The following is a 24,968-nucleotide window of genomic DNA, read 5'->3' as shown; positions in this document are numbered from 1 at the left end:
TCTCCTAGGCTTCGCACGCCGAAGAGGCTGGATTCACCAGTCGCTCGAGGGTCGCACGGTCCAAAATTTTCGTATCCAGTTTGATATAGATGGCGGCTTCTTCTGCCACCACCACAACGTCGGTCACACCCGGCACGGCCATCAGGCGCTCGGTCAGGCCGGCTTCCCGGACCGCCTCAGGCGTCAGGGGCATGCGCAGGCTGGTCACATATGGCGGCTCGTTCATGCGCAAGGCGACGATCAGCCAGATAGCACACAGCACCGCGCTACCGAGGAACACCGTGTTCAGCCCACCGTGCTGGAACAACCAGCCGCCAAGGATCCCGCCTAACGCTGCACCGAGGAACTGGCTGGTGGAATACACCCCCATTGCCGTCCCCTTGCCACCGGCAGGCGATACCTTGCTCACCAGAGAAGGCAGCGAAGCCTCCAGCAGGTTGAATGCGGTAAAGAATACCACGGTGCCAATCACCAGTCCGCGCAAACCGTCAGCCCACTCCCAGAAGTATATCTCTGTCAGCAGCAGGACACTGACTGCGCCGGCCAACACTCGTTTCATCTTGCGCTTTTTTTCGCCGTAGATGATGAACGGGACCATTGCAAAAAATGAGATGAACAGCGCAGTCAGGTACACCCACCAGTGCTGCTCCTTGGGCAGGCCGCCACGCTCGACGAACGCCAGTGGCAGCGCAACGAAGCTGGCCATGAGGACGGCGTGCAGGATGAAAATGCTTATGTCCAGGCGCAGAAGGTCCGGATGACGCAGTGTCGGGCCGATGGCCTGGCGCGCCACCCCCGACTCGCGGTGCTGCAAAATGCTGTGGGTGTTGGGTACGACAAACGCGATCAACAGGATGCCGACCAAGGCAAGCCCGGCCGTAACCAGGAACAAACCTGACAAACCAAAGGCACTTGTCAGCAATGGACCAACGACCATGGCGACAGCAAACGACAGCCCGATGCTCATGCCGATCATGGCCATGGCCTTGGTCCGGTGTTGTTCGCGGGTGAGGTCCGACAGCAGTGCCATCACCGCGGCAGAAATTGCCCCCGCGCCCTGCAGGATGCGCCCGGCAATCACGCCCCAGATAGAGTCAGCCTGGGCCGCCAGCACACTGCCCAGGGCAAAGATCACCAGCCCCAGATAAATCACCGGTCGGCGACCGATGCGGTCAGAAACCATCCCGAACGGGATCTGCAATACCGCCTGAGTCAGGCCATAGGCACCAATGGCCAGGCCGATCAGGGCAGGCGTGGCACCAGCCAGGTCCATGCCGTAGGTGGCCAGTACCGGCAAGACCATGAACATGCCCAGCATACGAAAGGCAAAGACCAGGGCAAGGCCGCCAGCGGCGCGGGTTTCGCCGCCACTCATACGCTCGTTGTGGGTGTCGTGCATGGATTAACCTCGTGTGAACCGGCGGCGATTCTATCAGTCCGACAGCTTGACGGCATCAACGCGACGCTTTGCCGCGTCATACTGGCGCGCCGTATACTTCCTTGTTTATGCCCGCCAAGCGAGGCCGCAGTGGACAAGATCCTGATTCGTGGGGCACGTACCCACAACCTGAAGAACATCGACCTGACCCTGCCCCGGGACAAGTTGATCGTGATCACCGGCCTGTCCGGTTCCGGCAAGTCGTCCCTGGCGTTCGATACCTTGTACGCCGAAGGCCAGCGCCGCTACGTGGAATCGCTGTCGGCCTACGCCCGGCAGTTCCTGTCGATGATGGAAAAGCCCGACGTCGACACCATCGAAGGCCTGTCACCGGCGATTTCCATCGAGCAGAAGTCGACCTCGCACAACCCGCGCTCCACGGTCGGCACCATCACCGAAATCTACGACTATCTGCGCCTGCTGTACGCCCGCGTCGGTACTCCACGCTGCCCGGACCACGATATCCCGCTGGAGGCGCAAACGATCAGCCAGATGGTCGACCTGGTGCTGGAGCGCCCGGAAGGCAGCAAGCTGATGCTGCTCGCGCCGGTGGTGCGCGAGCGCAAGGGCGAGCACCTGGCAGTGTTTGACGAGCTTCGGGCCCAAGGCTTCGTGCGGGCCAGGGTCAACGGCAAGCTCTACGAACTCGATGAGTTGCCCAAGCTGGACAAGCAGAAGAAGCACAGCATCGATGTGGTGGTGGACCGCTTCAAAGTCCGCGCCGACCTGCAACAGCGCCTGGCCGAATCGTTCGAGACCGCGTTGAAGCTGGCCGACGGTATTGCCCTGGTGGCACCGATGGACGACGAACAAGGCGAAGAGACGATCTTCTCCGCGCGCTTCGCCTGTCCGGTGTGCGGCCACGCGATCAGCGAGCTGGAACCGAAGCTGTTCTCCTTCAACAACCCGGCTGGCGCTTGCCCGACTTGCGACGGCCTGGGGGTCAAGCAGTTCTTCGACACCAAACGCCTGGTCAACACCGAACTGACCTTGGCCGAAGGCGCGATCCGCGGCTGGGACCGGCGTAACGTGTACTACTTCCAGATGCTCGGTTCGTTGGCAGCGCACTACGGCTTCAGCCTGGAGGAGCCATTCGGTGAGCTGTTGGCCGAACACCAGAAGGTGATCCTGCAGGGCAGCGGCAAGCAGAGTGTCGACTTCAAATACCTCAACGACCGAGGCGATATCGTCAAGCGATCGCACCCGTTCGAAGGCATTGTGCCGAACCTTGAGCGCCGCTACCGCGAAACCGAATCGGCCACAGTGCGTGAAGAACTGGCCAAGTTCCTTGGTACGCAACCGTGCCCGGATTGCCGGGGTACGCGCCTGCGCCGCGAGGCGCGCCATGTGTGGGTGGGCGAGAAAACCCTGCCGGCGGTAACCAATTTGCCGATCGGTGAAGCCAGCAACTACTTTGGTCAACTGACCCTTACTGGCCGGCGTGGCGAAATCGCGGCAAAAATCCTCAAGGAAATCTGCGAACGACTTCAGTTCCTGGTCAATGTCGGCCTCGACTACCTGACCCTGGATCGTAGCGCCGACACCCTGTCCGGCGGTGAAGCGCAACGTATCCGACTCGCCAGCCAGATCGGCGCCGGTCTTGTGGGGGTGATGTACATCCTCGATGAACCGTCCATCGGCCTTCATCAACGCGACAACGACCGCCTGTTGGCCACCCTCAACCATTTGCGCGACCTGGGCAACACGGTGATCGTGGTGGAACACGACGAGGACGCCATTCGGCTGGCCGACTACGTGGTGGATATCGGCCCGGGCGCCGGTGTTCACGGTGGGCAGATCGTCGCCGAGGGCTCGCCTCAGGAGGTCATGGACCATCCCGATTCGCTGACTGGCAAGTACCTGTCCGGGCGCAAGAAGATCGTCGTGCCGGCCAAGCGCACGCCGCGCAACAAGAAGCTGCAGCTCAAGCTCAAAGGCGCGCGTGGCAACAACCTGCAGAACGTCGACCTGGAAGTACCAATCGGCCTGCTGACCTGCGTGACTGGTGTATCCGGCTCGGGCAAATCGACGCTGATCAACAACACCCTTTTCCCCTTGGCCGCCACGGCACTCAATGGCGCAAGCAGTCTGGAAGCCGCACCGCACAGCAGCATGGACGGCCTGCAGCACCTGGACAAGGTGGTGGATATCGACCAGAGCCCGATCGGCCGCACACCACGCTCCAACCCGGCGACCTACACCGGCATCTTCACCCCGATCCGCGAGCTGTTCTCCGGTGTACCGGAGTCACGCTCGCGTGGTTATGGTCCGGGGCGTTTCTCATTCAACGTCAAGGGGGGCCGTTGCGAGGCCTGCCAGGGCGATGGCCTGATCAAGGTGGAAATGCACTTCCTGCCGGACATCTACGTGCCGTGTGACGTGTGCAAGAGCAAGCGCTACAACCGCGAAACCCTGGAGATCAAGTACAAGGGCAAGAACATCCACGAGGTGCTGGAAATGACCATCGAGGATGCCCGAGAGTTCTTCGATGCGGTGCCGGCGCTGGCGCGCAAGCTGCAAACGTTGATGGATGTGGGCCTGTCGTACATCAAACTGGGGCAATCAGCGACCACGTTGTCCGGCGGTGAGGCGCAGCGGGTGAAGCTGTCGCGCGAGCTGTCCAAGCGCGATACCGGCAAGACCTTGTACATCCTCGACGAACCTACTACCGGTCTGCACTTTGCCGATATCCAGCAGCTGCTGGATGTGTTGCATCGCCTGCGCGACCACGGCAATACCGTGGTGGTGATCGAGCATAACCTGGATGTGATCAAGACTGCCGACTGGCTGGTTGACCTGGGGCCTGAGGGCGGCTCCAAGGGTGGGCAGATCATTGCCTGCGGTACGCCAGAAGAGCTGAGCGAGATGAAGCAGTCATATACCGGCCATTACCTGAAACCATTGCTGGAGCGGGACCGGGCCTAAGTGTTGCCAGCGCAATGAAAAAGCCCCTGGTACCGAGGGTGCCAGGGGCTTTTACTTGAGCCTGTGGGTAACTTACATCTGCGACTGCAGGTAGTTTTCCAGCCCGATGGCCTTGATCAGGCCCTGCTGCTTCTCAAGCCAGTAGGTGTGATCTTCTTCGGTGTCGGCCAGCTGCGCACGCAGGATGTCACGACTGACGTAGTCCTTGTGCAGTTCGCATAGCTCGATGCCTTTACAAAGCGCACCGCGCACCTTGTATTCGAGCTTGAGGTCTGCCTCGATCATTTCCGGCACGGTGCTACCGACCTCCAGGTCATCCGCACGCATGTCAGGGGTCCCTTCGAGCATGAGGATACGACGCATCAGGGCATCGGCGTGCTGCGTCTCTTCCTCCATCTCGTGGTTGATGCGCTCGTAGAGCTTGGACAGGCCCCAGTCTTCGTACATGCGCGAATGAATGAAGTACTGGTCGCGTGCCGCCAGTTCGCCCTTCAGCAGCGTGACGAGATAGTTGATTACATCCGGGTGGCCTTGCATCGCCCTGATTCTCCATGTGAAAACGTCTATGCCACATAGTGTGAACCAGCTTTTGCCTATGGTCACTGAAAAACGCGCAATCAGACGCAAAAAATCGGTTAAACAGTAGTGATATTCATTGAAAAACCGCCCAAATGAGGGCGGTTCTTCTTATCACTTCGACTTAGGCGAGATTGATGCCCAAAGCCTTCGCAATCCCTTCGCCATAGGCCGGATCCGCCTTGAAGAAGTACTGTAGCTGACGCTGAATCACGTCTTCGCTGACACCCGCCATGGTAGCGGCGATGTTGCTGATCAGCAGGGCTTTCTGCTCATCGCTCATCAAACGGAACAACGCGCCGGCATGACTGAAGTAGTCAGTGTCCTCACGGTGATCGTAGCGATCAGCCGAACCATTCAGGGCCAATGCTGGCTCAGCATGACGTGGCGACTGTTTCGGGGCATCGCTGTAGCTGTTTGGCTCGTAGTTCGGTGCACTACCGTAACTGCCGGTGGCCATCGAGCCGTCGCGCTGATAGCTGTTGACCGGGCAACGTGGCGCGTTGACTGGCAATTGCTGGTGGTTGGTGCCAACGCGATAGCGGTGCGCGTCGGCGTAGGCGAATACACGGCCTTGCAGCATGCGGTCCGGTGAAAGACCGACGCCGGGCACCATATTGCTCGGGCCGAACGCGGCCTGCTCGACCTCTGCAAAATAGTTGAGCGGGTTGCGGTTGAGCTCCAGCACACCCACCTCGATGAGCGGATAATCCTTCTGCGACCAGGTCTTGGTCACGTCGAATGGGTTCTCGTCGCGGCTGGCAGCCTCGGCTTCGCTCATCACCTGAATGCAGACAGTCCAGCGCGGGTAGTCGCCACGCTCAATGGCCTCGAAGAGGTCGCGCTGAGCGTAATCCGGGTCGGTACCTGCCAGGCGTGCAGCGTCTGTCGGGGTGAGGTTCTTGATGCCTTGCTGGGTCTTGAAGTGCCACTTGACCCAAGTGCGCTCACCCTTTGCATTGATCAGGCTGTAGGTGTGGCTGCCAAAGCCATGCATGTGGCGATAGCCGTCCGGAATGCCACGATCGGAAAACAGGATGGTGACCTGGTGCAGCGCTTCTGGGGAATGCGACCAGAAGTCCCACATCATCTGAGCGTTCTTCAGGTTGGACTGCGGGTGGCGCTTCTGGGTGTGGATAAAGTCCGGGAACTTCAATGGGTCGCGAATGAAGAACACTGGCGTGTTGTTACCGACGATGTCCCAGTTGCCTTCCTCGGTGTAGAACTTCACCGCGAAGCCACGCGGGTCACGCTCGGTATCTGCAGAGCCGCGCTCGCCACCAACGGTGGAGAAGCGTAAGAAAGTCTCGGTTTGTTTACCGACCTCTTCGAACAGCTTGGCGCTGGTATAGCCGGTGATATCGTGAGTAACGGTAAAGGTACCGTAGGCGCCCGAGCCTTTGGCATGGACGCGGCGCTCAGGAATGTTCTCGCGATTGAAATGGGCGAGCTTCTCGATCAGGTGGAAGTCGTCGAGCAACAGCGGACCGCGCGGGCCGGCGGAGCGGGAGTTCTGGTTGTCGGCTACAGGTGCACCGCTGGCGGTGGTGAGAATCTTGCTCATGGGCTCTCCTTTTCGGTCTTCAAGGGCCGGCTAATCGGCTGTAGAGAGAGTATTGACGAGCAAGATTACAGGAACAAATTCATTACATGACTTACATCAATAGAAATAAACAATAGATGTAAAAACAAAAAACCGGGCACTAGGCCCGGTTTTCTGTAGCAGACAGAACGTCTTACTCAGCAGCTTCTACAGCACCGCCGACCGGACGATCAACCAGCTCGACGTACGCCATAGGCGCGTTGTCGCCAGCGCGGAAACCGCACTTCAGGATGCGCAGGTAGCCGCCCTGACGGGTGGCGTAACGCTTGCCCAGGTCGTTGAACAGTTTGCCAACAGCGGACTTCGAACGGGTACGGTCGAAGGCCAGACGACGGTTAGCAACGCTGTCTTCCTTGGCCAGGGTGATCAGCGGCTCGGCAACGCGGCGCAGTTCCTTGGCTTTCGGCAGGGTGGTTTTGATCAGCTCGTGCTCGATCAGCGACACTGCCATGTTCTGGAACATAGCCTTGCGGTGAGAGCTGGTACGGCTCAGGTGACGTCCACTTTTACGATGACGCATGATTCATTCCTTACCAAACACTACGTTCGGTGATTACGACGATCAGGCGGTCGCCTTGTCGTCTTTCTTAAGACTTGCAGGCGGCCAGTTGTCGAGGCGCATGCCGAGAGACAGACCACGAGAGGCCAGAACGTCCTTGATTTCAGTCAGGGACTTCTTACCCAGGTTAGGAGTCTTCAACAGCTCTACTTCGGTACGCTGAATCAGGTCGCCGATGTAGTAGATGTTCTCCGCCTTGAGGCAGTTGGCCGAACGTACAGTCAGTTCCAGGTCGTCAACCGGACGCAGCAGGATCGGATCGATCTCGTCTTCCTGCTCGACTACGACAGGCTCGCTGTCACCTTTGAGGTCGACGAACGCGGCCAGCTGCTGTTGCAGAATGGTCGCAGCGCGGCGGATAGCCTCTTCAGGATCCAGGGTGCCGTTGGTTTCCAGATCAATGACCAGTTTGTCCAGGTTGGTACGCTGTTCAACACGGGCGTTCTCGACCACATAGGCGATACGACGCACCGGGCTGAAGGAGGCGTCCAACTGCAGACGGCCAATGCTACGGCTTTCGTCTTCGTCGGTTTGACGGGAGTCGGCCGGCTCGTAACCACGACCACGAGCTACAGTGAGCTTCATGTTCAGAGCGCCGTTCGACGCCAGGTTCGCGATTACGTGATCGGGGTTGACGATCTCGACATCGTGATCCAGCTGAATATCGGCAGCGGTAACCACCCCCGAACCCTTTTTCGACAAGGTCAGCGTAACTTCGTCACGACCATGCAGTTTGATAGCGAGACCTTTCAGGTTCAACAGGATTTCAATTACGTCTTCCTGAACACCTTCGATCGCGGAGTACTCATGGAGTACGCCATCGATCTCGGCCTCGACTACTGCACAGCCAGGCATGGAGGACAACAGGATGCGGCGCAGCGCGTTGCCCAGGGTATGGCCGAAACCACGCTCGAGAGGCTCGAGCGTAATCTTGGCGCGGGTCGGACTGACTACCTGCACATCAATGTGGCGGGGAGTCAGGAACTCATTTACCGAAATCTGCATGGATGCACCTATTTTCTAGCCCTTACTTGGAGTAGAGCTCGACAATCAGGTTTTCGTTGATGTCGGCAGACAGGTCGCTGCGAGCAGGAACGTTCTTGAAAACGCCCGACTTTTTAGCAGCATCCACGTCAACCCACTCAACGCGGCCACGCTGGGCGCACAGTTCAAGGGCTTGAACAATGCGCAACTGGCCCAGCGATTTCTCGCGGACTGCGACCACGTCACCCGGACGAACTTGGTAGGATGGAATGTTTACAGTCTTACCGTTGACGCTGATCGCTTTGTGCGAAACCAGCTGACGGGACTCGGAACGAGTCGAGCCGAAGCCCATACGGTAAACGACGTTATCCAGACGGCACTCGAGCAGTTGCAGCAGGTTCTCACCGGTTGCGCCTTTTTTCGAGGCAGCAGCTTGGTAATAACCGCGGAACTGACGCTCCAGAACACCGTAGATACGACGGACTTTTTGTTTCTCACGCAGCTGGGTGCCGTAGTCGGACTGACGGCCACGGCGCTGGCCGTGGATACCTGGGGCTGCTTCGATATTGCACTTCGATTCCAGAGCGCGAACGCCGCTCTTCAGGAACAGATCGGTGCCTTCACGACGAGACAGTTTGCATTTTGGACCAATGTAACGTGCCATTCTTCTGTCTCCTGATTACACGCGACGCTTCTTCGGCGGACGGCACCCGTTGTGCGGGATTGGCGTCACGTCGGTGATGCTGGCGATCTTGTAGCCGCAGCTGTTCAATGCACGAACGGCGGACTCACGACCTGGACCTGGACCCTTGACGTTAACGTCGAGGTTCTTCAGACCGTATTCCAGCGCAGCTTGACCAGCACGCTCAGCAGCGATCTGAGCTGCGAACGGGGTGGATTTGCGCGAACCACGGAAACCCGAACCACCGGAGGTCGCCCAGGACAAAGCATTGCCCTGACGGTCGGTGATGGTCACGATGGTGTTGTTGAAAGAAGCATGGATGTGGGCGATGCCATCAACCACTGTCTTTTTGACTTTCTTACGAGGACGAGCAGCAGGTTTTGCCATGTCTATATTCCTGGGCGATTACTTGCGGATCGGCTTACGCGGGCCCTTACGGGTGCGTGCGTTGGTCTTGGTGCGCTGACCGCGAACCGGCAGACCTTTACGATGACGCAGGCCGCGGTAGCAACCCAGGTCCATCAAGCGCTTGATCTTCATGTTGATGTCACGACGCAGGTCACCTTCGGTGGTGAACTTCGCGACTTCGCCACGCAGGGTTTCGATTTGCTCGTCGCTCAGATCCTTGATCTTAGCGGCTGGGTTTACACCAGCGTCTGCACAAATCTTCTGTGCAGTTGTGCGACCGACACCATAGATGTAGGTCAGCGAGATAACAGTATGCTTGTTATCTGGAATGTTGACGCCTGCAATACGGGCCATTCAGTGGGACTCCAATTGACAGCTACCTACGCCCCGGAAGCCAAGAAATAGGGCGCGAGATAATATCGCTGTAGAAACGAATAATCAACCCAGCAGCACACTAGCTGCTGGGTTTGAAGCGCAGATCACACTCAGCCTTGGCGCTGTTTGTGACGCGGTTCCGCGCTGCAGATCACTCGTACGACGCCTTCGCGACGGATGATCTTGCAGTTACGGCACAGCTTTTTCACCGATGCACGAACTTTCATTACCGACTCCTCGAACCTTAGGGGCGTATCAGCGCAGCAAACCGCTGCCACCGTAGCCTTTCAGGTTGGCTTTCTTCATCAGGGATTCGTACTGGTGCGAAACGAGGTGCGATTGTACTTGGGACATGAAGTCCATCACAACCACTACCACAATCAGCAACGAGGTCCCGCCAAGGTAGAACGGCACATTTGCTGCCACCACCAGGAACTGGGGCAGAAGGCAGACGGCCATCATGTAAAGAGCACCGAACATGGTCAAACGGGTCAGAACGCCATCAATGTAGCGCGCCGACTGCTCACCAGGACGGATACCCGGAATAAAGGCACCGGACTTCTTCAGGTTTTCCGCTACGTCTTTCGGGTTGAACATCAACGCTGTGTAGAAGAAGCAGAAGAAAATGATCCCTGCACTAAACAGCAGAATGTTCAACGGCTGACCAGGAGCGATCGACTGCGAGATGTCCTGCAGCCAGCCCATACCTTCGGACTGACCAAACCAGGCACCCAGCGAAGCCGGGAACAGCAAAATGCTGCTCGCGAAAATGGCCGGGATAACCCCCGCCATGTTCACCTTCAGCGGCAAGTGGCTAGTCTGCGCAGCGAAGACCTTGCGGCCCTGCTGACGCTTGGCGTAATGAACGGCGATACGACGCTGACCACGCTCAATGAACACCACAAAACCGATAATCGCTACTGCCAGCAAACCGATGGCGACCAAGGCGAAAATGTTGATATCGCCTGTGCGTGCAGACTCGAAAGACTGCCCGATTGCTCTCGGAAGACCGGCAACGATACCTGCGAAGATCAACATCGAGATACCGTTGCCCACACCGCGCTCGGTGATCTGCTCGCCCAGCCACATCATGAACATCGCGCCTGCCACGAAAGTGGAAACAGCGACGACGTGGAAGCCCAGGCCTGCAGAAAACGCCACGCCCTGGTTGGCCAGGCCAATGGACATGCCAATGGCTTGGACCAGTGCCAGGATAACGGTGCCGTAGCGGGTGTACTGGCTGATCTTGCGACGGCCAGCTTCACCTTCCTTCTTCAACTGCTCCAGTTGCGGGCTGACCGCCGTCATCAACTGCATGATGATCGATGCCGAAATGTACGGCATGATCCCCAGTGCAAAGATGCTCATGCGCTCGAGCGCGCCACCGGAAAACATGTTGAACAAGCTAAGAATGGTCCCCTCATTCTGCCGAAACAGATCCGCCAGACGGTCCGGATTGATGCCGGGAACCGGGATATGCGCACCTATCCGATAGACGATGATCGCCATGAACAGAAAGCGCAGACGAGCCCAGAGTTCCGACATCCCGCCCTTACCGAGCGAAGAGAGAGCACCTTGCTTAGCCATTTATTCCTCGAATTTGCCGCCAGCTGCTTCGATAGCCGCACGCGCACCCTTGGTGGCTGCGATACCCTTGATGGTGACTGCGCGAGTAACTTCGCCAGACAGCATGATTTTCACACGCTGAATGTGCTGGTTGATCACGTTGGCATCCTTCAGGGATTGCACGGAGATCACGTCGCCTTCCACTTTGGCCAGCTCGGACAGACGCACTTCAGCGCGGTCCATGGCTTTCAGGGAAACGAAGCCGAACTTCGGCAGGCGACGGTGCAGCGGCTGTTGACCGCCTTCGAAGCCAGGAGCGATCGAACCACCCGAACGGGAAGTCTGACCTTTGTGGCCACGGCCGCCGGTCTTACCCAGACCGCTACCGATACCACGACCTGGACGATGCTTCTCGCGACGGGAACCCGGCGCTGGACTCAGATCATTGAGTTTCATCGATTAGCCCTCGACCTTCAGCATGTAGTAAGCCTTGTTGATCATCCCGCGGTTCTCGGGAGTATCCTGGACTTCTACAGTGTGACCGATGCGACGCAGACCCAGGCCTTTAACACACAGCTTGTGGTTAGGCAGACGGCCCGAGACGCTCTTGATCAGCGTTACTTTTACGGTTGCCATGATCAGAAGATCTCCTCGACGCTCTTGCCACGCTTGGCGGCAATGGATTCAGGAGATTGCATGGCTTTCAGACCCTTGAAGGTGGCGTAAACCACGTTCACTGGGTTGGTCGAACCGTAGCACTTGGCCAGAACGTTCTGAACACCAGCAACTTCCAGGACAGCACGCATTGCGCCACCGGCGATGATACCGGTACCTTCCGAGGCAGGCTGCATGTAAACCTTCGAGGCGCCGTGGGCAGCCTTGGTGGCGTACTGCAGGGTGGTGCCCTTCAGGTCAACCTGGATCATGTTGCGGCGAGCAGCTTCCATGGCCTTCTGGATCGCGGCTGGTACTTCGCGCGACTTGCCACGGCCGAAGCCAACACGACCTTTACCATCACCAACCACGGTCAGCGCGGTGAAGGTGAAGATACGGCCGCCTTTTACGGTTTTGGCAACGCGGTTAACTTGAACCAGCTTCTCGATGTAGCCTTCGTCGCGCTTTTGATCGTTATTTGCCATAACTTAGAACTCCAGCCCGCCTTCACGAGCAGCATCAGCCAGCGCTTTGACGCGGCCATGGTACTTGAAGCCGGAACGGTCAAAGGCAACTTGAGATACACCGGCGGCTTTCGCACGCTCAGCTACCAGCTTGCCAACCTTAGTGGCCGCGTCGATGTTGCCAGTGGCGCCATCACGCAGGTCTTTGTCCAAGGTCGAGGCGCTTGCCAGAACCTTGCTGCCGTCGGCCGAAATGACCTGGGCGTAGATGTGCTGCGAGGAGCGGAACACGCACAGGCGCACGACTTCGAGTTCGTGCATCTTGAGACGTGCTTTGCGAGCGCGACGCAGTCGAATAACTTTTTTGTCGGTCATTTACTAGGCCCTACTTCTTCTTGGCTTCTTTACGACGGACTACTTCGTCCGCGTAACGCACACCTTTACCTTTGTAAGGCTCTGGCGGACGGAAGTCGCGGATTTCAGCGGCCACCTGACCTACCAGCTGCTTGTCGATACCCTTGATCAGGATGTCGGTCTGGCTAGGTGTTTCAGCGGTGATACCGGCTGGCAGTTCGTAGTCCACTGGGTGAGAGAAGCCCAGGGCCAGGTTCAGGACGGTGCCTTTAGCCTGTGCCTTGTAACCAACACCGACCAGCTGGAGCTTGCGCTCGAAGCCTTGGCTTACGCCTTGGACCATGTTGTTGACCAGAGCGCGGGTGGTACCGGCCATGGCACGAGCTTGCTGGTCACCATTGCGAGCGACGAAACGCAGCTCACCAGACTCTTCGGTAACTTCAACAGACGAGTGAACGTTCAGTTCGAGAGTACCTTTGGCACCCTTCACCGAAAGCTGCTGACCGGCGAATTTGACTTCGACACCGGATGGCAGCTTAACGGGGTTCTTAGCGACGCGAGACATGTCTATCCCCCCTTAGAACACTGTGCACAGAACTTCGCCGCCGACACCGGCAGCGCGCGCAGCGCGATCAGTCATCACACCTTTGTTGGTGGAGACGATAGACACGCCCAGACCGCCACGTACTTTCGGCAGATCGGTGACGGCCTTGTACTGGCGCAGGCCTGGACGGCTGGAGCGCTTCAGTTCCTCGATGACCGGACGGCCTTCGAAGTACTTCAGTTCGATCGACAGGGAAGGCTTGGCCTCACCAGTTACCTGGTAGCCAGCGATGTAACCTTCGTCCTTCAGAACTTTGGCAACCGCGACCTTCAGGGTAGAGGAAGGCATGCTTACGACGGACTTTTCAGCCATCTGGGCATTACGGATGCGAGTTAGCATGTCCGCTAACGGGTCCTGCATACTCATGGGCTAGATGCTCCTGATACAAGAATTATTAGCCTTGCGGCTATGACAACCACCTGAACGATTTGGGCAAAAACCCAGGCTCAGGTGAGCCGGTCATTCTAGACACAAGGCAGAAACGAAACAAGCCCCATATAGGGGCTTGTTTGTTGGCAAGGTCACCGGCGGTCGGAAGATTGCTCCCCTTCCACCCGTGCCTTGCCTGCAGCGATTACCAGGAGGCCTTGACCAGGCCTGGTACGTCACCGCGCATTGCAGCTTGACGCAGCATGTTACGGCCCAGGCCGAACTTACGGTATACACCGTGAGGACGACCGGTCAGGCGGCAACGGTTGCGCAGGCGCGAGGCGCTAGCGTCGCGTGGCTGCTTCTGCAGAGCGACAACGGCAGCGAAACGCTCTTCTGGAGAGGCGTTCAGGTTGACGATGGTCGCTTTCAGCTCAGCACGCTTCTTGGCGAACTTTGCTACCGTGAGCTGACGCTTCAGCTCGCGGTTTTTCATGCTCTTCTTGGCCATTTTCCTACTCCAATCAGTTGCGGAACGGGAACTTGAAAGCACGCAGCAGAGCGCGGCCTTCGTCGTCCGAACGAGCAGTGGTGGTCAGGGTGATGTCCAAACCGCGCAGAGCATCGATCTTGTCGTAGTCGATTTCCGGGAAGATGATCTGCTCTTTCACGCCCATGCTGTAGTTGCCACGACCATCGAAGGACTTGGCATTCAGGCCGCGGAAGTCGCGAACCCGAGGCAGGGAGATCGCCAGCAGGCGGTCCAGGAATTCGTACATCTTGTCGCTACGCAGGGTCACCTTGACGCCGATCGGCCAGCCTTCGCGGACTTTGAAGCCAGCGATGGATTTGCGAGCGAAAGTCACGACCGGCTTTTGACCGGTGATCTTTTCCAGGTCGGCAACAGCGTGCTCGATGACTTTCTTGTCGCCGATCGCTTCGCCCAGACCCATGTTCAGGGTGATCTTGGTAACGCGCGGAACTTCCATCACGTTCGACAGCTTAAGTTCTTCCTTAAGCTTAGGAGCGATTTCGTTCCGGTAAATCTCTTTCAGTCGTGCCATGGTCTTCTACCTAGCAGTGTTCAAGCATCAACCGCTTTTTGGGTCGACTTGAAGACACGAATTTTTTTACCGTCTTCTACTTTGAAACCAACGCGGTCAGCCTTGTTGGTTTCACCGTTGAAGATGGCAACGTTGGAAGCGTGCAGAGGCGCTTCTTTCTCGACGATACCGCCCTGTACGCCCGCCATCGGGTTAGGCTTGGTATGACGCTTGACCAGGTTCACGCCACCGATAACCAGACGGTCATCAGCCAGAACCTTCAGCACCTTACCGCGCTTACCTTTGTCTTTGCCGGCGATCACGATGATCTCGTCGTCACGACGAATCTTTTGCATGTCGGATCTCCTTACAGCACTTCAGGGGCGAGCGAGACGATCTTCATGAACTTCTCAGTACGAAGTTCACGGGTCACTGGCCCGAAGATGCGAGTGCCGATCGGCTCTTGCTTGTTGTTCAGCAGAACAGCAGCGTTGCCGTCGAAACGAATGATGGAACCGTCAGCGCGACGAACACCATGACGGGTACGTACGACGACAGCGGTCATCACCTGGCCTTTTTTGACCTTACCGCGCGGAATTGCTTCCTTGACGGTTACTTTGATGATGTCACCGATACCGGCGTAACGGCGGTGCGAACCGCCGAGTACCTTGATGCACATGACGCGACGAGCGCCGCTGTTATCGGCCACATCGAGCATGGATTGAGTCTGAATCATAAAATTTCTCCGACCCCTAGCCCTTAGACTTCAACAGCGCGTTCGAGGACTTCAACCAGTGCCCAGGACTTGGTCTTGGCCAGCGGACGGGTTTCACGGATGGAAACCTTGTCGCCGATCTTGCACTGGTTGGCTTCGTCGTGCGCGTGCAGCTTAGTCGAACGCTTAACGTATTTACCGTAGATCGGGTGCTTTACGCGACGCTCGATCAGAACGGTGATGGTCTTGTCCATTTTGTCGCTGACGACACGGCCAGTCAGCGTACGGACGGTTTTTTCAGCTTCAGCCATGATCACTTACCTGCCTGCTGGTTGAGCACAGTTTTCACGCGAGCGATGTCACGCTTAACTTGCGAGAGCAGGTGCGACTGCCCCAACTGGCCAGTTGCTTTCTGCATACGCAGATTGAACTGGTCGCGCAGCAAGCCGAGCAGTTGCTCGTTCAGTTGCTGTGCCGATTTTTCACGAAGTTCATTCGCTTTCATCACATCACCGTCCGCTTAACAAAGGAGGTGGCGAGAGGCAGCTTTGCAGCAGCCAGGGCGAAAGCTTCGCGCGCCAGCTCTTCAGAAACACCCTCGATCTCGTACAGGACTTTGCCTGGCTGGATCTGGGCAACCCAGTATTCCACGGAGCCCTTACCTTTACCCATACGAACCTCAAGAGGTTTTTTGGAGATCGGCTTGTCCGGGAACACACGGATCCAGATCTTACCGCCACGCTTAACGTGACGGGTCAGCGCACGACGTGCGGACTCGATCTGGCGAGCGGTGAGGCGACCGCGAGCAACAGCTTTCAGGGCGAATTCGCCGAAGCTGACTTTGCTACCGCGCAGTGCCAGACCACGGTTGTGGCCAGTCATCTGCTTGCGGAATTTTGTACGCTTTGGTTGCAACATTTGGCGTACCCCTTACTTAGCAGCTTTTTTACGAGGCGCTGGTGCTTGTGGTTTCAGTTCTTCTTGGCGACCACCAATAACTTCGCCTTTGAAGATCCAAACCTTCACACCGATCACACCATAAGTGGTGTGAGCTTCGTAGGTGTTGTAGTCGATATCGGCACGCAGGGTGTGCAGAGGCACACGACCTTCGCGATACCACTCGGTACGAGCAATCTCAGCACCGCCGAGACGACCGCTCACCTGGATCTTGATGCCCTTGGCACCAATACGCATGGCGTTCTGTACCGCGCGCTTCATGGCGCGACGGAACATTACACGGCGTTCCAGCTGCTGAGCTACGCTCTGCGCAACCAGCATAGCGTCGAGTTCCGGCTTGCGGATCTCTTCGATGTTGATGTGCACAGGCACACCCATCTGCTTGGTCAGGTCCTGACGCAGCTTCTCGACATCTTCACCTTTCTTACCGATAACGATACCGGGACGAGCGGTGTGGATGGTGATGCGTGCAGTTTGAGCCGGACGATGAATATCGATACGGCTTACGGACGCGCTTTTTAGTTTGTCTTGGAGGTACTCACGCGTTTTCAGATCCTTCAACAGGTAATCTGCGTAAGTAGCACCGTCTGCGTACCAGACGGAGGTGTGCTCCTTGACGATTCCCAGGCGAATGCCAGTGGGATGTACTTTCTGACCCATCTGATCGACTCCGTTACTTGTCCGCAACCTTGACAGTGATATGGCAAGACCGCTTGACGATGCGATCAGCACGGCCTTTGGCACGTGGCATGATGCGCTTCAGCGAACGCCCTTCGTTGACGAAGACGGTGGAGACCTTCAGGTCATCAACGTCTGCGCCTTCGTTGTGTTCGGCGTTGGCTACGGCCGACTCGAGGACTTTCTTCATGATTTCAGCGGCTTTTTTGCTGCTGAAGGCCAACAGGTTGAGCGCTTCGCCCACCTTCTTCCCGCGGATCTGGTCGGCGACCAAGCGGGCTTTCTGGGCGGAGATGCGAGCGCCCGACAACTTAGCGGCTACTTCCATTTCCTTACCCCTTAACGCTTGGCTTTCTTGTCAGCCACGTGCCCGCGATAGGTGCGGGTACCGGCGAACTCGCCCAGTTTGTGGCCGACCATGTCTTCGTTCACGAGAACTGGAACATGCTGGCGACCGTTGTGAACCGCGATGGTCAGACCGACCATTTGTGGCAGGATCATCGAACGGCGCGACCAGGTTTTAACTGGCTTGCGATCGTTCTTCTCCACCGCCACTTCGACCTTCTTCAACAGGTGAAGATCGATAAAAGGACCTTTTTTCAGAGAACGTGGCACTGTCGTATCCCTCTAGTTACTTGCGACGACGGACGATCATGTTGTCGGTACGCTTATTACCACGGGTTTTAGCACCCTTGGTTGGGAAGCCCCATGGCGATACCGGATGACGACCACCGGAGGTACGACCTTCACCACCACCGTGTGGGTGGTCAACCGGGTTCATGGCAACACCACGAACGGTTGGGCGAACGCCGCGCCAGCGTTTGGCACCAGCTTTACCCAGCGAACGCAGGCTGTGCTCGGAGTTCGAGACTTCGCCCAGGGTCGCACGGCACTCAGCCAGGACTTTACGCATTTCACCAGAGCGCAGACGCAGGGTCACGTAGACACCTTCGCGAGCGATCAGCTGAGCCGAAGCACCAGCGGAACGAGCGATCTGAGCACCTTTACCCGGCTTCAGTTCGATGCCGTGAATGGTGCTACCTACTGGAATGTTGCGCAGCTGCAGGGAGTTACCGGCCTTGATTGGGGCCAGGGCACCTGCGATCAGCTGGTCGCCAGCGCTCACGCCTTTAGGCGCGATGATGTAGCGACGCTCACCGTCTGCGTAGCACAGCAGGGCGATGTGAGCAGTACGGTTTGGATCGTATTCGATACGCTCGACAGTGGCTGGAATGCCATCTTTGTCATTGCGACGGAAGTCGACCAGACGGTAATGCTGCTTGTGACCACCACCAACGTGACGAGTGGTAATGCGGCCATTGTTGTTACGACCACCAGACTTCGATTTTTTCTCGATCAGCGGTGCGTGAGGAGCGCCTTTGTGCAGCTCCTTGTTGACCACCTTGACCACGAAACGGCGGCCAGGGGAAGTCGGTTTGCATTTAACGATTGCCATGATGCACCCCTTCCTTACTCAGCACTGCTGCTGAAATCGAGATCTTGGCCTGGCTGAAGGGAGACGATCGCCTTCTTCCAGTCATTACGCTTGCCCAGACCACGTGCGGTACGCTTGGTTTTACCCAGAACGTTAACAGTCGACACGTTTTCAACTTTTACGTTGAACAGGCCTTCGACAGCTTTCTTGATTTCCAGCTTGGTTGCATCAGTAGCAACCTTGAATACGAACTGGCCTTTTTTCTCAGCCAGAACGGTAGCCTTCTCGGAAACGTGCGGGCCAAGGAGGACTTTGAATACGCGTTCCTGGTTCATCCCAGCAGCTCCTCGAATTTCTTCACGGCCGAGACAGTGATCAACACTTTCTCGTATGCGATCAGACTGACCGGGTCGGAACCTTGTACGTCACGTACATCGACGTGCGGCAGGTTACGAGCAGCCAGGTACAGGTTCTGATCAACAGCGTCGGAAACGATCAATACGTCGCTCAGACCCATGCCGTTCAGCTTGTTCAGCAGATCTTTGGTTTTCGGTGCTTCAACAGCGAAGTCCTGAACCACGACCAGACGGTCGCTACGCACCAGCTCAGCGAGGATGGAGCGCAGAGCTGCGCGATACATCTTCTTGTTGAGCTTTTGCGAGTGATCTTGAGGGCGAGCTGCGAAGGTTACACCACCGCCACGCCAGATCGGACCACGAGTGGTACCAGCACGAGCACGACCAGTACCCTTCTGACGCCATGGGCGCTTACCGCCACCAGCCACGTCGGAACGGGTCTTCTGCTGCTTGGTACCCTGACGGCCGCCAGCCATGTAGGCCACGACTGCTTGGTGAACCAGCGTCTCGTTGAATTCGCCACCGAAAGTCAGTTCGGAAACTTCGATCGCCTGAGCGTCATTTACATTAAGTTGCATGTCAGTTTCCCCTTAACCGCGAGCCTTGACAGCTGGACGTACAACCACGTCGCCGCCAGTAGCGCCAGGTACGGCACCCTTGATCAGCAGCAGGTTGCGTTCAGCGTCTACGCGAACTACTTCCAGGGACTGAACAGTCACGCGCTCGGCGCCCATGTGACCGGACATTTTCTTGCCCTTGAACACACGACCAGGAGTCTGGCACTGGCCGATGGAACCAGGAACACGGTGCGACACGGAGTTACCGTGGGTGTTGTCCTGACCACGGAAGTTCCAGCGCTTGATGGTACCGGCGAAGCCTTTACCTTTGGACTGACCAGTAACGTCAACCAGCTGGCCTGCAGTGAAGAGTTCAGCTTTGATCAGATCGCCAGCCTGGAAATCGCCTTCTTCAAGACGGAACTCCCAAACACCGCGACCAGCGGCAACGTTGGCCTTGGCGAAGTGGCCTGCCTGAGCGGCAGTCACACGCGAAGCACGACGCTCGCCGACAGTGACTTGCACTGCACGGTAGCCATCGGTTTCTTCAGTTTTGAACTGGGTGACGCGATTCGGCTCGATCTCAATGACCGTGACCGGAATGGAGACACCTTCTTCGGTGAAAATGCGGGTCATACCGCACTTGCGACCGATTACACCAATAGTCATGTTGTAAACCTCATGAGTGTACGGGGCTTTCACCCGCTATGGCCGCCCATTTCAGAGCGTTACACGACTAGACCGAAGTCTTAGCCGAGGCTGATCTGTACTTCCACACCTGCCGCCAGATCAAGCTTCATCAGCGCGTCAACGGTTTTATCCGTTGGCTGGACGATGTCCAGAACACGCTTATGAGTGCGAATCTCGTACTGGTCACGCGCGTCTTTGTTGACGTGCGGGGAAACCAGAACGGTGAAACGCTCTTTGCGGGTAGGCAGTGGAATTGGACCACGCACTTGTGCACCAGTACGTTTCGCGGTTTCCACGATTTCCTGGGTGGATTGGTCGATCAGGCGATGGTCGAAAGCCTTCAACCTGATACGGATTTGCTGATTTTGCATTGGATTTCAGACTCCAGGCTGTTCCCAACGGACGCACTACGCCCGCTAAAAGGAGGCGTGATTCTATAGACGCCCCCAATTAGTGTCAACCCAATAAAAAAACCCCCGCTGAGCGGGGGTTTTTTTCAATCGGTCGAGTGATTACTCGATGATTTTGGCCACAACGCCGGCGCCGACGGTACGACCGCCTTCACGGATAGCGAAGCGCAGACCGTCTTCCATTGCGATGGTCTTGATCAGGGTAACAGTCATCTGAATGTTGTCACCTGGCATTACCATTTCAACGCCTTCCGGCAGTTCGCAGTTACCGGTCACGTCAGTGGTACGGAAGTAGAACTGTGGACGGTAGCCTTTGAAGAACGGAGTGTGACGGCCGCCTTCTTCCTTCGACAGGACGTAGACTTCTGCGGTGAACTTGGTGTGCGGCTTGACCGAACCTGGCTTGACCAGAACCTGACCACGCTCAACGTCGTCACGCTTGGTGCCACGCAGCAGAACGCCGCAGTTCTCGCCAGCACGACCTTCGTCCAGCAGCTTGCGGAACATCTCAACACCGGTGCAGGTGGTGGTGGTGGTGTCACGCAGACCAACGATTTCCAGCGGATCCTGAACGCGGACGATACCACGCTCGATACGACCGGTAACAACGGTACCACGACCCGAAATCGAGAACACGTCTTCGATCGGCATCAGGAACGGCTGGTCGATAGCACGAACTGGCTCAGGAATGTAGCTGTCCAGAGTTTCTACCAGCTTCTTAACAGCGGTAGTGCCCATTTCGTTGTCGTCTTTGCCTTCCAGCGCCATACGAGCCGAACCGATGATGATCGGGGTGTCGTCGCCTGGGAAGTCATAGGTGGACAGCAGGTCGCGAACTTCCATCTCGACCAGTTCCAGCAGCTCAGCGTCGTCTACCAGGTCAGCCTTGTTCAGGAAGACCACGATGTACGGAACGCCTACCTGACGGGACAGCAGGATGTGCTCACGGGTTTGTGGCATCGGACCATCGGCGGCCGAGCAAACCAGGATCGCGCCGTCCATCTGGGCAGCACCGGTGATCATGTTCTTCACGTAGTCAGCGTGACCTGGGCAGTCAACGTGAGCGTAGTGACGAATGGTCGAGTTGTACTCAACGTGAGCGGTGTTGATGGTGATACCGCGCGCTTTTTCTTCCGGAGCCGAGTCGATCTTGTCGAACTCAACGATTGCCGAACCGAAAACTTCGGAGCAAACGCGAGTCAGAGCTGCGGTCAGAGTGGTCTTACCGTGGTCAACGTGGCCGATGGTGCCGACGTTAACGTGGGGAAGGGAACGATCAAATTTTTCTTTAGCCACGACAGTGAACCTCTTGCCTAAAGGGGATTAGCCTTGTTTTTTAACGAGTGCTTCGACGATGTTCGACGGAGCTTCGGCGTATTTGGAGAATTCCATGGAGTAGCTTGCGCGACCCTGAGACATGGAACGAACGTCGGTTGCGTAACCGAACATCTCTCCGAGCGGTACTTCAGCACGGACGACACGGCCAGAGACCGACTCATCCATACCCTGGACCAGACCACGACGACGGTTCAGGTCACCCATCACGTCACCCAGGTAGTCTTCCGGGGTTACAACTTCGACTTTCATGATCGGCTCGAGAACCACGCCACCGCCCTTCTGGGCCAGTTGCTTGGTCGCCATCGAAGCAGCGATTTTGAACGCCATTTCGTTGGAGTCGACGTCGTGGTACGAACCGTCGAATACCGCGGCCTTCAGGCCGATCAGAGGATAACCGGCAACAACGCCGTTTTTCATCTGCTCTTCGATACCCTTCTGGATCGCAGGGATGTATTCCTTAGGAATCACACCACCAACGACTTCGTTGGAGAACACCAGACCTTCAGTGATGTTGCCCTTGTCGTCCACGTCCGGCTCGGAGAAGCGAACCCAGCAGTGACCGAACTGACCACGACCACCCGACTGACGAACGAACTTGCCTTCGATCTCGACGTTGGATTTGGTGATCTTCTCGCGGTACGAAACCTGCGGCTTGCCGATGTTGGCTTCGACGTTGAATTCGCGCTTCATGCGGTCAACGAGGATATCCAGGTGCAGCTCACCCATACCGGAGATGATGGTCTGACCGGTTTCTTCATCGGTCTTGACGCGGAACGATGGGTCTTCCTGAGCCAGCTTGCCCAGTGCGATACCCATCTTCTCCTGGTCCTGCTTGGTTTTCGGCTCTACAGAGAGCGAAATCACAGGCTCAGGGAAGTCCATACGCTCAAGGATGATCGGCTTGTCGGCGTTGCACAGGGTATCACCAGTGGTGACGTCCTTCATGCCGATCAGAGCAGCGATGTCGCCTGCACGTACTTCTTTGATCTCTTCACGCTGGTTGGCGTGCATCTGGACCATACGACCAACGCGCTCTTTCTTGCCCTTGACCGAGTTGATGACGGAGTCACCGGAGGTCAGGAAGCCCGAGTAAACGCGAACGAAGGTCAGAGTACCAACGAACGGGTCGGTGGCAATCTTGAAGGCCAGGGCCGAGAACGGCTCGTCGTCGTCAGCATGACGCTCGTCGAATTGCTCTGGCTTGACTTCGTCCTTAGGCACATCGATCAGGTCAGGGTGGATACCCTTGATCGCAGGGATCTCGGTCGGAGCTGGCAGGAAGTCGATAACGGCGTCGAGAACCAGGGGAACACCCTTGTTCTTGAACGACGAACCGCAGACAGCCGGAACGATCTCGCTGGCCAGCGTGCGCGCGCGCAGGCCTGCCTTGATCTCTTCGACGGACAGCTCACCTTCTTCAAGGTACTTGTTCATCAGCTCTTCGGTGGCTTCGGCGGCGGCTTCAACCATGTTGTTGCGCCATTCGTTAGCCAGCTCGACCATATCCGCAGGAATTTCTTCCTCGCGGTAGGTAGTACCCTTGTCGTCGTCGTTCCAGTAGATAGCCTTCATCTTGATCAGGTCAACCTGACCCTGGAAGTTATCTTCCGAACCGATGGCCAGCTGAACAGGAACCGGAGTGTGACCCAGACGGTTCTTGATCTGACCTACGACGCGCAGGAAGTTTGCACCAGCACGGTCCATCTTGTTCACGTAAACAACACGCGGAACGCCGTACTTGTTGGCCTGACGCCATACGGTTTCGGACTGCGGCTCAACGCCGGAGGTGCCACAGAACACAACGACCGCGCCGTCGAGTACACGCAGCGAACGCTCTACTTCAATGGTGAAGTCAACGTGGCCAGGGGTATCGATGACGTTTACGCGGTAGTTGTCATACTGACCACGGGAACCTTTCCAGAAGGTGGTAACGGCAGCGGAGGTAATGGTGATACCCCGCTCCTGCTCCTGCACCATCCAGTCGGTGGTCGCGGCGCCGTCATGCACCTCGCCCATTTTGTGGCTCAGACCTGTGTAGAACAGGATCCGCTCGGTAGTGGTGGTCTTGCCCGCGTCAACGTGGGCACAGATACCAATGTTACGGTAGCGGTTAATTGCTGTAGTACGAGCCATAAAGCCCTCGCAAAAAGATTGATGCTTGAATTAGAAGCGGTAGTGCGAGAACGCTTTGTTGGCTTCAGCCATACGGTGAACGTCTTCACGCTTCTTGACTGCAGCACCCTTGCCTTCGGCAGCATCCAGCAGCTCGCCGGCCAGACGCAGAGCCATCGACTTCTCGCCGCGCTTGCGGGCGTAGTCTACGAGCCAGCGCATTGCCAGAGCGTTACGACGGGATGGACGAACTTCAACCGGAACCTGGTAAGTGGCACCGCCGACACGACGGGACTTTACTTCGACCAGCGGAGCGATGGCGTCGAGAGCTTTCTCGAAGATTTCCAGGGGGTCGCTGTTCTTGCGTGCTTTGACGGTATCCAGGGCACCGTAAACGATGCGCTCGGCTACGGCCTTCTTGCCGCTTTCCATCACGTGGTTCATGAACTTCGCGAGGATCTGGGATCCGTACTTCGGATCGTCAAGGATCTCACGTTTTGCTGCTACACGACGTCTTGGCATGATAAGCCCTCAAACGGTCTTCAGGTTAGCCCGGGACCAGGTCATTCGACCCACGCCCGACCTTACTCTTATCGACTCAAAAAAATGGATGTCTGCAAACGACCGATTACTTCGGACGCTTGGTACCGTACTTCGAACGACCCTGGTTACGGCCTTTAACGCCCGAAGTATCCAGAGAGCCGCGAACGGTGTGGTAACGAACACCTGGCAAGTCTTTTACACGGCCGCCACGAATCAGGACGACGCTGTGCTCTTGCAGGTTGTGGCCTTCACCACCGATGTACGAGGAAACCTCGAAACCGTTGGTCAGACGCACACGGCATACTTTACGCAGTGCCGAGTTAGGTTTTTTCGGCGTGGTGGTGTACACACGGGTGCACACGCCACGACGCTGCGGGCAGTTCTGCAGCGCAGGAACGTCGGACTTCTCGACCGAACGCTTACGCGGCTGACGTACCAGCTGGTTGATAGTTGCCATCTACTAGCTCCACTGATTGTCTTGCGACTCTATTGTCTTGCAAGAAAGCCAAAAATTGGCGAGACGGAGCCTCACCAAATTTAAGGGTACAAAAGTCTAAAGAGGATCTTGCACCC

General features: G+C 57.1%; 36 protein-coding genes. 1 reads left to right on the top strand and 35 read right to left on the bottom strand.

Features of this window, described 5'->3' with window-relative positions; genetic code table 11:
- Window positions 1-4: 4 nt before the first annotated feature.
- Entirely contained in the window at window positions 5-1,399 is a 1,395-nt protein-coding gene (locus KW568_RS02385; RefSeq protein ID WP_004576883.1) for an MFS transporter, read from the bottom strand.
- 129 nt (window positions 1,400-1,528) lie between these two features.
- Here KW568_RS02385 and uvrA point away from each other — a divergent pair, with 129 nt between their 5' ends.
- Window positions 1,529-4,363, top strand: coding sequence for an excinuclease ABC subunit UvrA (gene uvrA, locus KW568_RS02380; RefSeq protein ID WP_004576882.1), 2,835 nt, complete (start codon window positions 1,529-1,531; stop codon window positions 4,361-4,363).
- Window positions 4,364-4,435: 72 nt separating this feature from the next.
- Here uvrA and bfr read toward each other — a convergent pair whose 3' ends face one another.
- From bfr to rpsL, 34 genes are all read right to left on the bottom strand, one after another.
- On the bottom strand, window positions 4,436-4,900 hold the full coding sequence (gene bfr / locus KW568_RS02375; protein ID WP_003255449.1) for a bacterioferritin: 465 nt from the start codon (window positions 4,898-4,900) through the stop codon (window positions 4,436-4,438).
- 163 nt (window positions 4,901-5,063) lie between these two features.
- Entirely contained in the window at window positions 5,064-6,503 is a 1,440-nt protein-coding gene (locus KW568_RS02370; RefSeq protein ID WP_004576881.1) for a catalase, read from the bottom strand.
- 172 nt (window positions 6,504-6,675) lie between these two features.
- A complete protein-coding gene (gene rplQ, locus KW568_RS02365; protein ID WP_003255451.1) occupies window positions 6,676-7,062 on the bottom strand; it encodes a 50S ribosomal protein L17 in 387 nt (128 codons plus the stop codon).
- Window positions 7,063-7,104: 42 nt separating this feature from the next.
- The gene (locus KW568_RS02360; RefSeq protein ID WP_003255452.1) at window positions 7,105-8,106 is read right to left on the bottom strand and encodes a DNA-directed RNA polymerase subunit alpha; all 1,002 of its coding nucleotides are present in this window, start codon (window positions 8,104-8,106) and stop codon (window positions 7,105-7,107) included.
- A gap of 22 nt (window positions 8,107-8,128) precedes the next feature.
- The gene (gene rpsD / locus KW568_RS02355) at window positions 8,129-8,749 is read right to left on the bottom strand and encodes a 30S ribosomal protein S4 (RefSeq protein ID WP_003255453.1); all 621 of its coding nucleotides are present in this window, start codon (window positions 8,747-8,749) and stop codon (window positions 8,129-8,131) included.
- 15 nt (window positions 8,750-8,764) lie between these two features.
- Entirely contained in the window at window positions 8,765-9,154 is a 390-nt protein-coding gene (gene rpsK / locus KW568_RS02350) for a 30S ribosomal protein S11 (RefSeq protein ID WP_003255454.1), read from the bottom strand.
- 18 nt (window positions 9,155-9,172) lie between these two features.
- Window positions 9,173-9,529: a 30S ribosomal protein S13 gene (gene rpsM, locus KW568_RS02345; protein WP_003255457.1), complete on the bottom strand. Its 357-nt coding sequence runs from the start codon at window positions 9,527-9,529 to the stop codon at window positions 9,173-9,175.
- 131 nt (window positions 9,530-9,660) lie between these two features.
- Window positions 9,661-9,777, bottom strand: coding sequence for a 50S ribosomal protein L36 (gene rpmJ, locus KW568_RS02340; RefSeq protein WP_002555468.1), 117 nt, complete (start codon window positions 9,775-9,777; stop codon window positions 9,661-9,663).
- 28 nt (window positions 9,778-9,805) lie between these two features.
- Window positions 9,806-11,137, bottom strand: coding sequence for a preprotein translocase subunit SecY (gene secY / locus KW568_RS02335; protein ID WP_003255459.1), 1,332 nt, complete (start codon window positions 11,135-11,137; stop codon window positions 9,806-9,808).
- Entirely contained in the window at window positions 11,138-11,572 is a 435-nt protein-coding gene (gene rplO / locus KW568_RS02330) for a 50S ribosomal protein L15 (RefSeq protein ID WP_003255461.1), read from the bottom strand.
- 3 nt (window positions 11,573-11,575) lie between these two features.
- The gene (rpmD, locus tag KW568_RS02325) at window positions 11,576-11,752 is read right to left on the bottom strand and encodes a 50S ribosomal protein L30 (protein WP_003255463.1); all 177 of its coding nucleotides are present in this window, start codon (window positions 11,750-11,752) and stop codon (window positions 11,576-11,578) included.
- 2 nt (window positions 11,753-11,754) lie between these two features.
- Window positions 11,755-12,255 (bottom strand): 30S ribosomal protein S5, encoded by a 501-nt coding sequence (gene rpsE, locus KW568_RS02320; protein WP_003255465.1) that lies wholly within the window; start codon window positions 12,253-12,255, stop codon window positions 11,755-11,757.
- A gap of 3 nt (window positions 12,256-12,258) precedes the next feature.
- Entirely contained in the window at window positions 12,259-12,609 is a 351-nt protein-coding gene (rplR, locus tag KW568_RS02315) for a 50S ribosomal protein L18 (protein ID WP_003255467.1), read from the bottom strand.
- A 10-nt stretch (window positions 12,610-12,619) separates the two neighbouring features.
- Window positions 12,620-13,153 carry a 50S ribosomal protein L6 gene (gene rplF / locus KW568_RS02310; RefSeq protein WP_003255469.1) on the bottom strand — a complete coding sequence of 178 codons (534 nt, stop codon included), beginning with the start codon at window positions 13,151-13,153 and terminating at the stop codon, window positions 12,620-12,622.
- Between the two features lie 12 nt (window positions 13,154-13,165).
- On the bottom strand, window positions 13,166-13,558 hold the full coding sequence (gene rpsH, locus KW568_RS02305) for a 30S ribosomal protein S8 (RefSeq protein ID WP_003255471.1): 393 nt from the start codon (window positions 13,556-13,558) through the stop codon (window positions 13,166-13,168).
- A gap of 208 nt (window positions 13,559-13,766) precedes the next feature.
- Window positions 13,767-14,072, bottom strand: coding sequence for a 30S ribosomal protein S14 (gene rpsN / locus KW568_RS02300; protein ID WP_003255472.1), 306 nt, complete (start codon window positions 14,070-14,072; stop codon window positions 13,767-13,769).
- Between the two features lie 13 nt (window positions 14,073-14,085).
- Window positions 14,086-14,625 carry a 50S ribosomal protein L5 gene (rplE, locus tag KW568_RS02295; protein ID WP_003255474.1) on the bottom strand — a complete coding sequence of 180 codons (540 nt, stop codon included), beginning with the start codon at window positions 14,623-14,625 and terminating at the stop codon, window positions 14,086-14,088.
- A 20-nt stretch (window positions 14,626-14,645) separates the two neighbouring features.
- Window positions 14,646-14,960 carry a 50S ribosomal protein L24 gene (rplX, locus tag KW568_RS02290; RefSeq protein ID WP_003255476.1) on the bottom strand — a complete coding sequence of 105 codons (315 nt, stop codon included), beginning with the start codon at window positions 14,958-14,960 and terminating at the stop codon, window positions 14,646-14,648.
- Window positions 14,961-14,971: 11 nt separating this feature from the next.
- A complete protein-coding gene (gene rplN, locus KW568_RS02285) occupies window positions 14,972-15,340 on the bottom strand; it encodes a 50S ribosomal protein L14 (protein ID WP_002555479.1) in 369 nt (122 codons plus the stop codon).
- A gap of 23 nt (window positions 15,341-15,363) precedes the next feature.
- Window positions 15,364-15,630 carry a 30S ribosomal protein S17 gene (rpsQ, locus tag KW568_RS02280; protein WP_003255478.1) on the bottom strand — a complete coding sequence of 89 codons (267 nt, stop codon included), beginning with the start codon at window positions 15,628-15,630 and terminating at the stop codon, window positions 15,364-15,366.
- 2 nt (window positions 15,631-15,632) lie between these two features.
- Window positions 15,633-15,824 carry a 50S ribosomal protein L29 gene (gene rpmC, locus KW568_RS02275; RefSeq protein WP_002555481.1) on the bottom strand — a complete coding sequence of 64 codons (192 nt, stop codon included), beginning with the start codon at window positions 15,822-15,824 and terminating at the stop codon, window positions 15,633-15,635.
- Complete coding sequence (gene rplP, locus KW568_RS02270; protein WP_003255479.1) at window positions 15,824-16,237, bottom strand: 50S ribosomal protein L16; 414 nt, start codon at window positions 16,235-16,237, stop codon at window positions 15,824-15,826. The genes rpmC and rplP overlap by 1 nt, the downstream gene beginning before the upstream one ends.
- Window positions 16,238-16,249: 12 nt before the next feature.
- Window positions 16,250-16,936 carry a 30S ribosomal protein S3 gene (rpsC, locus tag KW568_RS02265; RefSeq protein ID WP_003255481.1) on the bottom strand — a complete coding sequence of 229 codons (687 nt, stop codon included), beginning with the start codon at window positions 16,934-16,936 and terminating at the stop codon, window positions 16,250-16,252.
- Window positions 16,937-16,949: 13 nt separating this feature from the next.
- The gene (gene rplV, locus KW568_RS02260; RefSeq protein ID WP_003103908.1) at window positions 16,950-17,282 is read right to left on the bottom strand and encodes a 50S ribosomal protein L22; all 333 of its coding nucleotides are present in this window, start codon (window positions 17,280-17,282) and stop codon (window positions 16,950-16,952) included.
- Between the two features lie 11 nt (window positions 17,283-17,293).
- Entirely contained in the window at window positions 17,294-17,569 is a 276-nt protein-coding gene (rpsS, locus tag KW568_RS02255) for a 30S ribosomal protein S19 (RefSeq protein WP_003255482.1), read from the bottom strand.
- Window positions 17,570-17,585: 16 nt separating this feature from the next.
- Complete coding sequence (rplB, locus tag KW568_RS02250; RefSeq protein ID WP_003255483.1) at window positions 17,586-18,410, bottom strand: 50S ribosomal protein L2; 825 nt, start codon at window positions 18,408-18,410, stop codon at window positions 17,586-17,588.
- A gap of 14 nt (window positions 18,411-18,424) precedes the next feature.
- A complete protein-coding gene (rplW, locus tag KW568_RS02245) occupies window positions 18,425-18,724 on the bottom strand; it encodes a 50S ribosomal protein L23 (RefSeq protein ID WP_003255484.1) in 300 nt (99 codons plus the stop codon).
- The gene (rplD, locus tag KW568_RS02240; protein ID WP_003255485.1) at window positions 18,721-19,323 is read right to left on the bottom strand and encodes a 50S ribosomal protein L4; all 603 of its coding nucleotides are present in this window, start codon (window positions 19,321-19,323) and stop codon (window positions 18,721-18,723) included. Before rplD ends, rplW begins: the two co-directional genes overlap by 4 nt.
- A gap of 12 nt (window positions 19,324-19,335) precedes the next feature.
- Window positions 19,336-19,971, bottom strand: coding sequence for a 50S ribosomal protein L3 (rplC, locus tag KW568_RS02235; RefSeq protein ID WP_003255486.1), 636 nt, complete (start codon window positions 19,969-19,971; stop codon window positions 19,336-19,338).
- Window positions 19,972-20,051: 80 nt separating this feature from the next.
- Window positions 20,052-20,363, bottom strand: coding sequence for a 30S ribosomal protein S10 (gene rpsJ, locus KW568_RS02230; protein ID WP_003186070.1), 312 nt, complete (start codon window positions 20,361-20,363; stop codon window positions 20,052-20,054).
- A 141-nt stretch (window positions 20,364-20,504) separates the two neighbouring features.
- The gene (gene tuf / locus KW568_RS02225; RefSeq protein WP_003255489.1) at window positions 20,505-21,698 is read right to left on the bottom strand and encodes an elongation factor Tu; all 1,194 of its coding nucleotides are present in this window, start codon (window positions 21,696-21,698) and stop codon (window positions 20,505-20,507) included.
- A gap of 27 nt (window positions 21,699-21,725) precedes the next feature.
- A complete protein-coding gene (gene fusA, locus KW568_RS02220; protein WP_003255490.1) occupies window positions 21,726-23,873 on the bottom strand; it encodes an elongation factor G in 2,148 nt (715 codons plus the stop codon).
- A 30-nt stretch (window positions 23,874-23,903) separates the two neighbouring features.
- Window positions 23,904-24,374 (bottom strand): 30S ribosomal protein S7, encoded by a 471-nt coding sequence (gene rpsG, locus KW568_RS02215; RefSeq protein ID WP_003246741.1) that lies wholly within the window; start codon window positions 24,372-24,374, stop codon window positions 23,904-23,906.
- Window positions 24,375-24,480: 106 nt separating this feature from the next.
- A complete protein-coding gene (gene rpsL / locus KW568_RS02210; RefSeq protein WP_003255492.1) occupies window positions 24,481-24,852 on the bottom strand; it encodes a 30S ribosomal protein S12 in 372 nt (123 codons plus the stop codon).
- Between the last annotated feature and the right edge of the window lie 116 nt (window positions 24,853-24,968).

The organism is Pseudomonas sp. HD6515, assembly GCF_024971855.1.
Classification (GTDB): domain Bacteria; phylum Pseudomonadota; class Gammaproteobacteria; order Pseudomonadales; family Pseudomonadaceae; genus Aquipseudomonas; species Aquipseudomonas alloputida.
Note: the sequence above shows the minus strand (reverse complement) of the source record. Positions and strands in the feature narration are given on the sequence as shown.

Bases quoted from the DNA above. Each gene is read 5' to 3' on its own strand.
- rpsL (WP_003255492.1), bottom strand. From the start codon at position 24,852: ATGGCAACTATCAACCAGCTGGTACGTCAGCCGCGTAAGCGTTCGGTC.
- KW568_RS02360 (WP_003255452.1), bottom strand. From the start codon at position 8,106: ATGCAGATTTCGGTAAATGAGTTCCTGACTCCCCGCCACATTGATGTG.
- rpmC (WP_002555481.1), bottom strand. From the start codon at position 15,824: ATGAAAGCGAATGAACTTCGTGAAAAATCGGCACAGCAACTGAACGAG.
- rplV (WP_003103908.1), bottom strand. From the start codon at position 17,282: ATGGAAGTAGCCGCTAAGTTGTCGGGCGCTCGCATCTCCGCCCAGAAA.
- rpsQ (WP_003255478.1), bottom strand. From the start codon at position 15,630: ATGGCTGAAGCTGAAAAAACCGTCCGTACGCTGACTGGCCGTGTCGTC.
- rpsC (WP_003255481.1), bottom strand. From the start codon at position 16,936: ATGGGTCAGAAAGTACATCCCACTGGCATTCGCCTGGGAATCGTCAAG.
- rplF (WP_003255469.1), bottom strand. From the start codon at position 13,153: ATGTCTCGCGTCGCTAAGAACCCCGTTAAGCTGCCATCCGGTGTCGAA.
- rpsH (WP_003255471.1), bottom strand. From the start codon at position 13,558: ATGAGTATGCAGGACCCGTTAGCGGACATGCTAACTCGCATCCGTAAT.
- bfr (WP_003255449.1), bottom strand. From the start codon at position 4,900: ATGCAAGGCCACCCGGATGTAATCAACTATCTCGTCACGCTGCTGAAG.
- KW568_RS02385 (WP_004576883.1), bottom strand. From the start codon at position 1,399: ATGCACGACACCCACAACGAGCGTATGAGTGGCGGCGAAACCCGCGCC.
- rplO (WP_003255461.1), bottom strand. From the start codon at position 11,572: ATGAAACTCAATGATCTGAGTCCAGCGCCGGGTTCCCGTCGCGAGAAG.
- rplQ (WP_003255451.1), bottom strand. From the start codon at position 7,062: ATGCGTCATCGTAAAAGTGGACGTCACCTGAGCCGTACCAGCTCTCAC.
- rplC (WP_003255486.1), bottom strand. From the start codon at position 19,971: ATGACTATTGGTGTAATCGGTCGCAAGTGCGGTATGACCCGCATTTTC.
- rpsM (WP_003255457.1), bottom strand. From the start codon at position 9,529: ATGGCCCGTATTGCAGGCGTCAACATTCCAGATAACAAGCATACTGTT.
- rplW (WP_003255484.1), bottom strand. From the start codon at position 18,724: ATGAACCAGGAACGCGTATTCAAAGTCCTCCTTGGCCCGCACGTTTCC.
- rplN (WP_002555479.1), bottom strand. From the start codon at position 15,340: ATGATTCAGACTCAATCCATGCTCGATGTGGCCGATAACAGCGGCGCT.
- secY (WP_003255459.1), bottom strand. From the start codon at position 11,137: ATGGCTAAGCAAGGTGCTCTCTCTTCGCTCGGTAAGGGCGGGATGTCG.
- KW568_RS02370 (WP_004576881.1), bottom strand. From the start codon at position 6,503: ATGAGCAAGATTCTCACCACCGCCAGCGGTGCACCTGTAGCCGACAAC.
- rpsK (WP_003255454.1), bottom strand. From the start codon at position 9,154: ATGGCAAAACCTGCTGCTCGTCCTCGTAAGAAAGTCAAAAAGACAGTG.
- rpsN (WP_003255472.1), bottom strand. From the start codon at position 14,072: ATGGCCAAGAAGAGCATGAAAAACCGCGAGCTGAAGCGTCAGCTCACG.
- rpsE (WP_003255465.1), bottom strand. From the start codon at position 12,255: ATGGCAAATAACGATCAAAAGCGCGACGAAGGCTACATCGAGAAGCTG.
- rplX (WP_003255476.1), bottom strand. From the start codon at position 14,960: ATGCAAAAGATTCGTCGTGACGACGAGATCATCGTGATCGCCGGCAAA.
- rplB (WP_003255483.1), bottom strand. From the start codon at position 18,410: ATGGCAATCGTTAAATGCAAACCGACTTCCCCTGGCCGCCGTTTCGTG.
- rplR (WP_003255467.1), bottom strand. From the start codon at position 12,609: ATGACCGACAAAAAAGTTATTCGACTGCGTCGCGCTCGCAAAGCACGT.
- rplP (WP_003255479.1), bottom strand. From the start codon at position 16,237: ATGTTGCAACCAAAGCGTACAAAATTCCGCAAGCAGATGACTGGCCAC.
- rpmD (WP_003255463.1), bottom strand. From the start codon at position 11,752: ATGGCAACCGTAAAAGTAACGCTGATCAAGAGCGTCTCGGGCCGTCTG.
- rplE (WP_003255474.1), bottom strand. From the start codon at position 14,625: ATGGCACGACTGAAAGAGATTTACCGGAACGAAATCGCTCCTAAGCTT.
- rplD (WP_003255485.1), bottom strand. From the start codon at position 19,323: ATGCAACTTAATGTAAATGACGCTCAGGCGATCGAAGTTTCCGAACTG.
- rpmJ (WP_002555468.1), bottom strand. From the start codon at position 9,777: ATGAAAGTTCGTGCATCGGTGAAAAAGCTGTGCCGTAACTGCAAGATC.
- rpsG (WP_003246741.1), bottom strand. From the start codon at position 24,374: ATGCCAAGACGTCGTGTAGCAGCAAAACGTGAGATCCTTGACGATCCG.
- rpsD (WP_003255453.1), bottom strand. From the start codon at position 8,749: ATGGCACGTTACATTGGTCCAAAATGCAAACTGTCTCGTCGTGAAGGC.
- fusA (WP_003255490.1), bottom strand. From the start codon at position 23,873: ATGGCTCGTACTACAGCAATTAACCGCTACCGTAACATTGGTATCTGT.
- rpsJ (WP_003186070.1), bottom strand. From the start codon at position 20,363: ATGCAAAATCAGCAAATCCGTATCAGGTTGAAGGCTTTCGACCATCGC.